At 67.1% G+C, this 12,169-nt stretch carries 8 protein-coding genes; 3 read left to right on the top strand and 5 right to left on the bottom strand.

Features of this window, described 5'->3' with window-relative positions:
• The first annotated feature begins 23 nt into the window (after nucleotides 1–23).
• Nucleotides 24–1,055: a helix-turn-helix domain-containing protein gene (locus GNX96_RS24170; protein ID WP_163569835.1), complete on the top strand. Its 1,032-nt coding sequence runs from the start codon at nucleotides 24–26 to the stop codon at nucleotides 1,053–1,055.
• Between the two features lie 186 nt (nucleotides 1,056–1,241).
• Here the strand turns inward: GNX96_RS24170 and GNX96_RS24165 are convergent, their stop codons facing one another.
• The 5 genes from GNX96_RS24165 to GNX96_RS24145 form a co-directional block, all read right to left on the bottom strand.
• Complete coding sequence (locus tag GNX96_RS24165; RefSeq protein ID WP_163569834.1) at nucleotides 1,242–2,516, bottom strand: RHS repeat-associated core domain-containing protein; 1,275 nt, start codon at nucleotides 2,514–2,516, stop codon at nucleotides 1,242–1,244.
• Between the two features lie 14 nt (nucleotides 2,517–2,530).
• Nucleotides 2,531–3,352 carry an RHS repeat domain-containing protein gene (locus GNX96_RS24160; protein ID WP_279581319.1) on the bottom strand — a complete coding sequence of 274 codons (822 nt, stop codon included), beginning with the start codon at nucleotides 3,350–3,352 and terminating at the stop codon, nucleotides 2,531–2,533.
• A 16-nt stretch (nucleotides 3,353–3,368) separates the two neighbouring features.
• Nucleotides 3,369–5,108: an RHS repeat protein gene (locus GNX96_RS67345; RefSeq protein WP_163569832.1), complete on the bottom strand. Its 1,740-nt coding sequence runs from the start codon at nucleotides 5,106–5,108 to the stop codon at nucleotides 3,369–3,371.
• A 367-nt stretch (nucleotides 5,109–5,475) separates the two neighbouring features.
• Nucleotides 5,476–5,949, bottom strand: coding sequence for a hypothetical protein (locus GNX96_RS24150; protein ID WP_163569831.1), 474 nt, complete (start codon nucleotides 5,947–5,949; stop codon nucleotides 5,476–5,478).
• Nucleotides 5,950–6,247: 298 nt separating this feature from the next.
• Entirely contained in the window at nucleotides 6,248–7,558 is a 1,311-nt protein-coding gene (locus tag GNX96_RS24145) for a hypothetical protein (protein WP_163569830.1), read from the bottom strand.
• A gap of 508 nt (nucleotides 7,559–8,066) precedes the next feature.
• Here GNX96_RS24145 and GNX96_RS54715 point away from each other — a divergent pair.
• Both GNX96_RS54715 and GNX96_RS24140 read left to right on the top strand, forming a co-directional pair.
• On the top strand, nucleotides 8,067–9,875 hold the full coding sequence (locus GNX96_RS54715) for a hypothetical protein (RefSeq protein ID WP_279581317.1): 1,809 nt from the start codon (nucleotides 8,067–8,069) through the stop codon (nucleotides 9,873–9,875).
• A 155-nt stretch (nucleotides 9,876–10,030) separates the two neighbouring features.
• Nucleotides 10,031–12,118, top strand: a complete 2,088-nt coding sequence (locus GNX96_RS24140; protein ID WP_279581348.1) for an RICIN domain-containing protein — start codon at nucleotides 10,031–10,033, stop codon at nucleotides 12,116–12,118.
• Nucleotides 12,119–12,169: the final 51 nt, after the last annotated feature.

The following is a 12,169-nucleotide window of genomic DNA, read 5'->3' as shown; positions in this document are numbered from 1 at the left end:
CCGCCACACGGCCAACCGGCCGGATGTGGGTGGACGAGAGGCCGAGACGGGATGACTGGCGCGATTGCGAGCAGGATCGGCGTACCACCGGCACCTCCCTGGAAGTGGGCGGCACCACCGCGGTACAGCTGTCGATCAATCCATTGGTCAGCCTTTTCTCCACGCTGGCGGACAGCATCGGCGGGCCGACCCAGGGCACGCCCCCGGCCGTACGCACCGCTGTCCGCGCCGCGGTGTCCCGGCCCAGCCTGCTGCAACCGCTGTTCGCCAGCGAAACCGTCGCCGTACCGGACTGCCTGCTGCCATTCGGCCGGCCCGGCCGGGTAGCCCTCGCCGACCAACTGGCCGAGCTTCGCTCGCTGCGCCCGGAGGTCCTCGTCGAGGAAATCGAGACGATGTTCAGCGGCAACCCGCCGCTGTGCTGGGCCCCCGTACTCGCCCACCCGGCCCGCTGGCTGGTCGGCTACGCGGACGCGCTGGAAGAGATCTGGACGGCCACCGAGCAGCTCTGGTCCCGCGCCCAGAACCTGCTCGCCCTGGAAGCCGAACGGGTCGGCATGGCCGTGGTCACCGCCTCCGTCGACGTGCTGCTCGGCAGCCTCAGCAGCCGCTACTCGTACGCGGACGGCATGCTTACCCTGCCCGACCGCTACCCGATGACCGCCACCCTCGGCGACCGCCCGCTTGTCCTCGCGCCGCTCTTCTCCGGCATCGGGGCCAGCGCCTTCAACCTCGACATGGCCGAGCTGGTGTGGGTCGGCTACCCGGTGCCCGGCATCGGCAGCATCTGGGAACGCGAAACCCCCACCACCGGCGCCGACGACCCTCTCAGCGTCCTGGTCGGCACCGTCCGCGCCACCCTGCTGCGCGGCCTCTCCCGCCCCATGAGCATGAGCGACGCCGCCACTCTCGCCTCCTGCAGCGCCACCACGATGACGCACCACTGTCACTATCTGGAGCGCGCCGGCCTGATCGAAAGGCGTCGGCGACAGCGCTCCATCATGATCCACCGCTCCCCCCGCGGCGACGGCCTGGTCGACATTTTCGCCGGCTAACTGTTGGGTCGCGGCCCGGATTCTCGGCCGAGTGCGGGACTTTATCCCGCTCTCGGCGTCGAGTGTGGGGTTTTGTCCCGCACTCAACGCCGAGCACCGCTGCCAGCGAGACTGGTGTGACGAGAGAACCCAACAAACAAAGCTGGGCGGACCGGAATCGGCCCGCCCAGCTTCACAGATCCAGGCCTAGTGGCCGATCTTGAAGATCACGTCGAGGGCGTTGAGCCCCCAACCGACCAGCTTGGCCACCTTGCTCCCACCGCCGGGGAAGCGTTTCATCTTCCCGTCATAGCCGGCTGGAGTGTGGTTCTTGTATTTGTAATCCTGGTGTTTGTCGACCGCTCGTTGGTCGGCGCCGCTCATTCCTCTGGAATTGCCACCGTGTTCTTGTACTGTGCCGGTTTGCCACTGACTGGGGTCGGGGCGGTCGGGGTCGATTTGTTGGGACACTCCGTCGAAATTGTAGCCGCCGGACGAGGCGGAGCTGGATGAGCCGGATTCGGGCAGTTCCGGCAGCGGGATGCTGGCGGCGGCTGTCCAGACCGCGACTTCGAGCAGGCCTCTTACCAGACAGCCGGCGCCCGCGGTGCCGGCGCAGGCGGCGATGGTGAGGCCGATATCCAGCGCGGTGTAGAGGATCTGTTCTCGGTTTTCCCAGGCCCATTTCGCCGCCGCCGTGGCCGCTTTCGCAACCGCCTTACCGGCGGCGACCGCGGCCGTGCCTATTGCCGCGCCGACTTTCTTGACTGTCTGTTTGATCGCGGAGGCCACCTTCTTGGCGACTTTCGCGACCTCACGGACGACCTTTTTTACTTCCTTGACTATCTTTTTGACGACCTTGGTCACCGTCTTGACGACCTGTTTGACGACTTCGACGGTTTTCTGGACGAAGGTCTTGACCGCTTCGACGGCCGCGGTCACCTGGTCTTTCACCCAGTTGATCACCGGGGTGACCACCTGGACCGCGGTCTTCACGGTGTCCACGACCCGGGTGACGACGGTCTCGGCCACGCTCTTGACGGTGGAGACGATGTCACTGAACCAGGAGGTGCCCTGCGGGTCGGTGAAGGTCACCGGGTTGTTGTTCGCGTACGAATAACCGTTCAGGGTCTGCGGATCCTTGAAGTCCGCTTCCGGGTCCACCGAGATGAACCGACCTATTGTCGGGTCGTATTCGCGCGCCCCGAGATGGATCAGACCAGTGGTCGGATCGGCCGTACCGCCCACGAACGAGCGCTGACCGGGCCAGGCCGGCGGGGCCACGGTCCCCCGGTTGTTGCCGAAGGGATCGAAGAACCGGCGGCTGACCGCCTGGGTGGCGGTGTCCGCGATCGCGGTGTTCGACGTACCGTTCTGGTCCGCGCCGAGCCAGTAGAGCTGCCCACCGGTACGAACGGCGACGGTTTGGCTGCCGTGCTTGTAATACCTGGTGCCGGCGAGCGTGCCGTCCGGTTTCAGCAATGCCTCGGTGTCACCTAGGTAAAGCGTCGTGCCGGTGCTGTCGCGCCGCAGCAGCCGGTTGCCGCGGCGTCGTAGACGAAGTCGGTGGACTTGCCGTCGGCACCGGTGACCTTGGTCAGGTTCCCGTCACCGTCCCAGGTGTAACCCTCGTTTCCGCTGCCCGCGAGCGCGCGGGTGAGCTGGTTTCCACTGGCGTCGTACGAATAGGTGTCGGTCTTGCCGCCGGACGGCATGCCGGTGCCGGTGGTATTGACCTGCGTGACGCCGTGCGGCCGGGGCGCGCCAGGCGCCGGATACGTGTACGTCGACGTGGTGGACGCCGTCGGTGTCGACTGCGTCGCGGTCTTGCGGTTTCCGCTCTGGTCGTAGGTGTACGAGTTGGAGTAAGGCGCCGGTCCACCGAGCGCGTTTTGGCTTGCGGCGGTCGAACAGTCGTTGCTGGACGGTGTCCAGGCCGCGGTCAGCCGACGCAGGTTGTCGTAGTTGAAGCACTGCGTGTCGACCGGCTGGGTGCTGGTGGACGACGGCGTGTCGGTGATCTGGGTGATGTTGCCACCCGCGTCGTACGCGTAGTCGACGCTGTTGACCCGCCGCGGCAACGTCTGCTTGTCCGTCGTCACCTTGCTGAGCCTTCTAGTGCCTTCCTCGTACTCGTACCCCAGCTGCACCCACTTGCCGCCGGTGCTTCCCAGCGTCACCAGGGAAACCTCGCCGTACGGGGTGTATTGCGTGCCGGTGACGTACGTCGTCAGGTCCGACTTCAAAGTGGTCGGCTGGTCGGCGGAGTCGTAGCCGTATTGAAGCGTTTCGGCCGCGAGTCCAGCCACTGCCGGCATACTCGCCGAGGCGATCTCACCATCGGCGTTGTACGTGTCCGTGGTGCTGTAGGTGCCGGCCAGTTTCCCTTCCGAGTCGGGGATCGTGACGGTCGCGCCGAGCGGCTTGCCCTGCGGGTTGAAGCCGGTGATCTGGGTCGTGTACGCCTTCCCGTCGACGAACCTGGTCGACGAGGTCGGCGAACCCGGCGCGGCGGTGCCGTCGGCGAGCGTGTCGTATTTCCTCGGCGATCTTGGTGCCGGTCGGCGATCCGTTGAACTCACCGGTCTTGCGGCCGATCGAGTCGTACGTGTACGCGAGGGTGACACCGCGCGCGTCCGTACTCGAGGTCATCTGGTCCAGGTCGTTGTACGTATACGTGGTCTGGCCGCGGTCCGGGTCAACGTCCTTGACCTTGCGGCCGCGGATGTCGTATTCGAAGCCCCACCGGTTGCCGCTCGGGTCGACCACGCTGGCGAGCTGCCCAGCCGCCGTGTAGGTGTAGTTGGTCTTGTCGTAGTTGCCGGTCGCCTTGCTGCCGGCGAATTCCCGCAGCTCGGTGAGCTGGCCCTGGACGTTGGTGAACTTGGTGCTCGGCGCGTCGCCCTGCGGCGGCTCGTCGGTCTGGTGGTCCCCGGAGTAGGTGTGGTTGGTCTGCCACTTCGTCTCGCCGTCGGACCGGAAGGCCTCCGCGGTGGGCCGGGCGGCAAGATCGTACGTGAGCACCTTCTGGGTCGGTAGCACCGACTCGTCCGGGTTCAGCACGTCGGTGTTCGGCGGCGCGTCGTTGTAGTACGGACCGTCGTCCTTCACTTCCAGGCCGCGGCTGTCGTAGCGGACATCGGTCAGCGTGCGACCGCCGCCCGGCGCCGGCTCCTGGGTCTGCCGCTTACGCAGCAGGCCGTCGGACATCTCGTACGTCGTACGGATGCTGTTGTCGGTCTGCAGCGTGGAGCTGGTGACGACGCTCGGCGCGTCGGCGTTGATCTGGTACGAGTAATGCATGTTCGGCACGGCGGCGTTGTCCGCCGCGGCCGCCTTGCCGGCGATGTCCTTGCCGGGTTTGGCGGCCGGGTCGCCGGCCGGGGTGGAGGCGCCGCTGCGTCCGGGCAGCCACACGTCGGTGGTCCGGCCGAGCGGGTCATAAGTGGCCTCGGTACGCCGGCCGCCCTGGTCGGTGATGGCCAGTTCCTTGCCCCAGGCCGGTTCCAGTTCGGTCACCGCCTGCTGGCCGTTGGCCTGGGTGACCGTCGTCTTGGTCACCGGCGCGGTGCCGTTCGGGGTGAAAAAGCGGTCACCGTGGTGTTGTTCAGTGCGTCGGTGACCTGGGTGGCCCGGCCCTGCGGGTCGTACTTCGCGGTGGACACCGTCTGGTAGGTCGGCGTCCCGTCCCGAGTTGAAGCCGGACAGCCGGTCCGTACGGGTCACGTCACCCTTGGTCGGTGGCGTGCTGGCCGAGGTCGCCCCGTCGTAGAAGGTGCGGGTGTCGGACAGCACCTGCGCCGAGGTGAACGACTTGTCGCAGCTCACCGACACCTTCTGGGTACGGGTCGGCAGCTCGCCAAGGCCCGCGCTGGCGTTGTTGGCGTATTCGAAACGCGTACAGGTGTCGTCGTTCGGGTTGGACACGTCGTTGAGGTCGTTCGCGGCGGTCAGTACGCCGTTGGCGTCGTACGCGTTGGTGGCCGCGCTCTCTGTCGCACGGCCCCGCCGTCCAGGCCTTCCGCCTGGTGGTTGCCGGCCTGCTGGGTCTGGTACGCGCTGGTCGTACCCCATGCCTTCACGCTGGTCGCGGTCGGCGCCGACACCCACGGATCGGTGATCGTACGAGAGACCAGCTGTGCACCGTTGAGAGTGTCCTGCTCCCGGGTGGTGCCGGCGAGCGCGACCTGGTCGGGGGCAGTGCCACCGGTCGAGTCGGTGATCGACACGCTCTTATGGCTGCCGTCGGCCTTCAGGTCACCATCCATGCCACGGAAGTACCGCGACTCGCTGACCGTCTGCGGACCGCCGGCGTTGCCCTTGAGGGTCCGTACGAGGTCATAGCCGCGCCACTGCGCCCAGGTCTTCTGACCGATCGGGACCAGGCCGTCCTCGTCATCGTGCCGCCAGGACGGCGGGTTCGGATACTGGACCTGGGTGATCACCGGCTCGGTGCCGGACACCAGATCGGACTCGGCGACCTGCTGCACCACGTACTTGTGGAACCAGTCGGTGCGCTCGGCGGTCTCCCCTGGCGGGTCCACTTCATCGGCATGCAGCGGCGGGCGTTGCTGTCCGGCGCGGACGGCACGTCACCCGGCTTGCAGTCCGGCGGATAGTACGTGACCGCGAGCATGCCGCCGGTGCCGTATTTGACCGCGCTGACCCGCAGCCACTTCATTGCCGGCTGTCCGTCGCCGGCCGCGTCCACCCGGTTGGCCAGCTGGATCGAGTCGAACGAGATCTGCGGGATCTGCACCGCACCGCCGACCAGGCCAGCGTTGGTGATCGCGTCCAGCCAGAGACCGGCACGGGTGCCGTCGCCGGGATCCCGGAAGGAGTGCGTCAGAGTCCACGAGTCGACGTCCCCGAACGCCGTACCGCGCCACACCTGAGACGTGACCCCGGTGAGCATCTTGGTGGTGAAGAACGTCGGGTTGAACTTGTTGTCGCAGTTCGTGGTGCTGGTGCACAGCTGGTCCAGCGGCGAGTCCGGGTAGGTCGTCGGCTGGCTGAAGCTGCAGGCGCTGCCGGCGCGATGCAGCGCTCGCCGGTGGTGAAGTTGATCCGACCGATCGGCGGGCTGGTGAACACCGAGCCGTCCTGCTGGCCGTAGTCGATCCGGGAGATGTTGCCGGCCCGGGTGTACGAGCTGACGGTGGTCGCGGTTCCGTTGCGGCCGTAGTTGTTGGTCTCGGTGTCGTAGAACAGGCTCATCGTGTTGTTGTGCCTGTCCACGACGTAGTCCAGGTTCCCGGGTACGCCTGCATGCACGAGGAGTCGGCGAAGGCGGGCTTGTTGCAGGGCTCGCCCGCGTTGTTGCCGAAAACCGGCAGCGTGAAGGTGGACTTGGTCTCCCGCTTGGTGTCGCTCGGCGCGCTGTCGTACCCGGGCAGGTGGTTGAGGCCGAAGTAGTACTTCGTGCCGTCCTTGGTGGTGAAGACCCAGTACTCGCCCTTGTCGCCGGGGTTGGAGCCGTTGGCCGCGGCACCGTCGTCGCCGTTGGGCGCGCCGGTGAGCCGGGTGACGGTGGTGCCGTCGTCGCCCTTCATGTGCCAGACGCCGGTCTTGTCGTCCTTGACCAGCTCGCCGCCCTTGCCGTTCAGGGTGAAGGTGGCGTTGTCGGTCTTCCAGCACTGGTCGCCGACGGCCTTGGTGCCGTTGTTGCCGGTGGTGTCCTGCGCGCAGGAGGCGTACCGGCGCTCGACCGAACCGCCAGGCGTGAGCTCGAAGCCCTCACCGACCCAGGACGGCTGGTTGTTGGTGGTGCTCGTACGCCCGTCCACCCCGCCGGACGAGTACTCCAGCGAGACCTTCGCGGACGGGCCGCCAATCGCTGGCGGCATCTCCATCGGGTACTGCCAGTTGAAGTCGCCGGACGAGCCGCCGACCGACCAGGTCGCGCTCGGCGACAGGCTGGTCGCGCCGAAGTTGCCGGCCCCACCGGACGGGCCGGCGGCCAACGCGAACGCGGTCGGCGCGGCGCCGTCAGCGGCCACCGGTACGTCCGCGGTCACCACGCCGGAGCCGTCGTTGTGGCTGGGCAACATGGTCGGCGTGCAGCCCGACGGCACCGCCGCCGCCTTGCCGCCGCCGGCCTCGTACTGCGCCTGGTTGGCGACCGCGCAGGCCGGCAGCCCGACCAGCTGCAGCCGGCTGGCCCAGTCGCCGCCGAACGCGTTGCGGAACTGCTGGTAGCTGACCTGCAGCTGGACCTTGCCGGCCTTCTCCACCCCGTCCGTACGCGCCACCCGCAGCCAGAGGGCGTTGCCCTTGCGGCCGAGGTTCTCCACCCGTACCGAGGAAGGCACTACCTGCGGGTCGACAGCGGCCGCCTTCCCAGCCACCGCTGGCAACTTGCCGCCGGCGGCCGGCGCGGTCACCCAGACCGGCAGGTCGCCGGCCCGGCCGGTGGCCGGAACCTGCGCCGCCAACGTTTTGCGAGCGGCGGCGGAACCCTTCGCGGCCGGCACCACCGAGGTGGCCACCTGAGCCTGTGCGGTGGCCGCTGCTGGCCAAGCCACCGTGGGTGTTTTCTTTACCGCTAATTGAGCTCCGGGGTCGGTCGGTAACGGTTTCGGTTTGACCTTCGCGACCGGAACCGACTTCTCTTTCTTGGGCTGAAAGACCGGATCAACCGGTTTCGTGTTGGCCGCTGCCGCTGGATCGTGGCTGGACACGACCAACGAAAACGCCACAAAGATGGTCAAAGCCGCATGCGAAAAACGGCGTAAACGACGACGTAAGGACGAATGTGGAGCGGGCATGACGGATCTCCCACAAGCCGGCGACAATCCGGGCGGAGTGTCACATGCCAGCGGAGCGCGACGCTATTAGTTCGACGATCGTCGCGGTATCCCAGGCAGCGGTAAAGCTTCGACAACGATCGCAGTAATTCCGGCCCGATTCGGTAAGTGCGAGGGTGATCTCGCCTGGCCGACGGCCGGGGAGTGCAGGCTGAGAATTTTGAGGTGGAGAATGCCCCGACCCAGCCCACGCGGTCACCGAATAGTTCTGTCCGCCATGGCGATGGTGCTCGCGCTTCCGTTCGGCGCCGCGACGGCCGCCCAGGCCGGTCCGCAGCGGCCGGCGCCCGTACCAGCGCCCGCGAAGGCGCTGGATCCGGCGTCCGTCTCACCCGACGCGCTGGCTGTCCAGTCCGCCCGGCAGAGCGGCAAGCGGGTGGAAATTCCCAGCCAGCGCACCGAAACCTCGCAGACGTTCGCGAACCCCAACGGCACCAGGACGCTGGAACAACACGCCATGCCGGTACGCGTACGCCGTGGCACCGGCTGGGTGGCGCCGGACCCGACGCTGCACAAGCAGCCCGACGGCACGATCCGGCCGGCCGCGACCACTACCCCGATGGTGCTTTCCGGCGGCGGCAGCTCGGCGCTGCTGACCATCGGCACGCCGTCGGCCCAGGTCCGGATGGGCTGGCCGGGCAAGCTGCCGGCGCCGACCCTGGCCGGCGACACCGCCACGTACCCGAACGTGTTCCCCGGCGTTGACCTGCAGATCAAGGTCAACGTGGACGGCTTCTCCCACCTGTTGGTGGTGAAGGATCGTACGGCCGCGCAGAACCCCGCTCTCCAGACGCTGCATTACCCGATCAGCGCTACCGGCGTGACGATCAAGGCCAAGGCGGACGGCACCACGGTCGCCGTCGACTCGGCCGGCAAGACCGTCTTCACCGCCGGCAGCCCGACGATGTGGGACACCCCGCCGGCCGCACCCGCTGGCCTTGGCGGCAAAGCGACTCCGCGCCGAGCCCCGGTGGGGCTCTCCCTGCTGGCCGCCGGCAAGATCACCAAGGCCGGTATCACCGGTCCGGCAGTGGCGAGTCCCGCTGAATTCGTCCTCAGTCCGGACGCCAAGATGCTGCAGGACCCGGCCGCCCGGTTCCCGCTCTACATCGACCCGTCGCTGAGCGGCGGCATGATCCGCTGGCTGCACACCAACGCGAAGTTCCCGAACGACAACGACTGGGGCTACGACACCAACGACGGCGGCGCGAAGGTCGGTTGGGCGTACGACGACAGCGGCAACCTCTACCGGTCGATGTTCCAGCTGGCCACCACCAACGGCGCCCAGACCATCGCCGGCAGCCAGATCAGCGGGGCGACCTTCCGGATCACGCTGAACTACAGCCCGTCCGGCGGGCAGTGGCCGACCGACCTCTACCTGCTCAAGGACCTCGACCCGAATGTGGCGCTGACCTGGAACAACACCGCCGGGCACTGGCTGAGCAAGCTGGACACCCGCAACGGCCAGGCCCGCAACGGGGCGACCACGATGGAGTTCGCCAGCCAGGGGCTCACCAACGCCCTCCAGACGGTCGCGAACAACCGTACGACCACGATCTCGCTCGGTCTGCGAGCGCCGACCGAGTCGCAGAATCCCAGCCAGGCGCCGCAAAACGACCCGGCGAACCTGGAGTGGAAGAAGTTCAACCCGAGCACCGCGGTGCTCGCGATCGACTACGACACCGCACCGCGAGTGCGCGCGCCGCGCGGCCTCAACATGACCCGCCGGTGCCGTGTGGTTCGGCCACCGCGCCCACCGCGATCGCGACCCACGTACCGCAGTTTGGTGCCACTGCTGACGATCCGGACTCCGGCGACAACGTCACGACCACCCTGCAGATCGTCAATCCGGCCGGCGCGGTCGCGTACACGAGCAATGTCGGGCCGACGGTGTCGCAGTCGTCCTTCTCCTGGCCACAGGTGCCCGATGGCGTCCTTTCCGACGGCGTCGTTTACCACTACCACGCATTCAGCAACGACGGTTTCGCGAATGGGCCGACCACGCCGGACTGCTATTTCATCTCCGACACGGTGAAACCCAGCGTGCCCAAGATCCAGTCCGCCGACTACCCGGACGGCGAGCCGACACTTTTCGTCCGTACCACCGGATCCGTCACCTTCAGCCCAGGTAGCGCTGCCGACAGCGATGTGGCCGAATACGTTTACGGCTTCCAGCAGGACAAAGTCACCATGCGGGTGAAGGCGGACGCGAGCGGCAAGGCGACCGTACCCATCACGATTTCCCCCGCGGCAGGCGAAGTTCCCAGCAAGAAGCTCTATGTACGGGCAGTGGATCGGGCCGGCAACGCGAGCGCGATCCGGCCGTCCTGGAGTCTGCAGGCTTTGGACGATGACGATCCGAGCGACCCGCATCCGGTCCGGCACGTACGCGCGGATGCCAGTGGTGACGGGAAAGCCGACATCACCGCGGTGGTGGACCAGGGCTTCGGTCGTACCACCGTCTGGAACGTCACGTCCGGCCAGACCTCCGGTTTCGTGAACGGCTACATCGGTTGGGACAGCGGCGAGGGCGGCGGTTTCGCGCTCTATCGCACCCGTCCGGTGCAGGGCGACTTCGACGGTGACGGCAAGTCCGACATCGCGTTGTTCCGGGAAGGCGCTGGCCGGCAGATTTCGCTTTACAAGCTGATGTCCGACGGCAACCGGTACGACGCACCACCGGCGGTGTGGACCAGCGGGGCCAACGGATTCCCGCTCAGCACCGCGCGGGTGGTGGCCGGGGACGTGGACGGTGACGGCAAAGCCGACATCGTCGTGCAGAACGCCGGCACCAACAACAACTGGCAAACGCTGGTTTTCCTGGCCTCGCGCGGATTCACCAACCCGGTCACCTGGGGACAGTCGGCGGCCGGTACCAACTGGGCGCAAAGCACCCCGTTGCTCGCCGACCTGAACGGCGACGGCAAGGCCGACCTGCTCAGCATGCGCAACGTGGACGGTTGTCGTACGGCGGTGGACGCGTACCTGTCCAATGGTTCCGCTTTCGGTGCGGCTACTACGGTTTATGATTCCGGCGCCGGCAACTACTGCTGGGACAAGAGCAAGCCGGTGGTGACCGACGTGAACGGGGACGGCAAGGACGACATCGTCGCCGTGTACGAGTACGGCGCCAACGATGCCGGCCTGAATGTGTTCCTCTCCAACGGAAGCAGCCTCACCGAGTCGTCCTGGTTGCGCCGCAGCGGCACCCTGGACCTGTCAAGGCGACCGTGGAGGCCGGCGACTTCGACGGCGACGGCAAGGGCGATGTGGCCCTGCTCTATGTCGGCGGCGCGGCCGGCCATCAGCAGGTTTTTCACCTTCCACAACACCGGAACAGCGTTCGCGGACTCGGTGCAGGGCTGGGATGGCGAAGTGGACGCGAACACCGGTCCGAAATTCGACCTGGACCACCGGAACTACGAGCTGGTCAACCGCAACAGCGGCAAATGCCTCAACGTGCTGGGCGCGAGCACCGCGGACATGGCTAACTTCATTCAGTACCAGTGTCTGCCGCTGGACCTGAACGCCCGGTTCCGACTGGACGCGATTGGCGGCACCGACCAGTACAGCATTCGCCCGATGCACGACATGCTGTGCGCGGACGTTGCCTTCGCCAGCACCGATGACGGGGCACAGCTCGTCCAACATCCCTGTGGTGGCGGCAATGGTGAGCCGTACGCGAACCAGCAGGCCACCATCCAGTACGTGGAAGGTGCCAGCTACGACACCGTCGTCCAGCTGAAATTCGCGCACAGCGGCAAATGCATCGGCGTTGACGGCGCGCGTACGGACGACACCGCGCCGGTCAAGCAGATGACCTGCGGGCAGGGCTCGAACCAGCAGTGGATCCTGCGGGCCGCGTACAACCCGACACAGCTCGGCGAGAACGGCACCGCCCGCTATCGGGTGGAGGCCGACACCAACCACGACATGGTGCTCGACGTGACCAACTGCGAGACGCCGGCGGACCGCGGCGGGGACGTACGAATGTGGGACTGGGTGGCCGGCAGCCCGTGTCAGGGCTGGCAGTTGGAAAGCCTCGGTGACGACGTTTACCGGATCATCGACCCGGATCCGCGAGCCAACCGACCGTTGGATATCGACGGCTGCTCGAAACTCACCCACGGAGAAGTCGCCACCTGGCCTCGAAGTGACTCCGAATGCCAGCTGTGGCGCATCGAGCCGAGTCCGGGTGGGACGTACAGCGTGACGCAGGTGGCACCGGCTATTCGATGGATGTGGCCGGTTGCCTGCCCGATCGCGGCACCGACGTGATCACCTGGCTCTACCACGGCGGCCCTTGCCAGCGGTGGACCTTCCGCAAGC

It is taken from the genome of Fodinicola feengrottensis (assembly GCF_010993775.1).
GTDB lineage: Bacteria > Actinomycetota > Actinomycetes > Mycobacteriales > HKI-0501 > Fodinicola > Fodinicola feengrottensis.
Note: the sequence above shows the minus strand (reverse complement) of the source record. Positions and strands in the feature narration are given on the sequence as shown.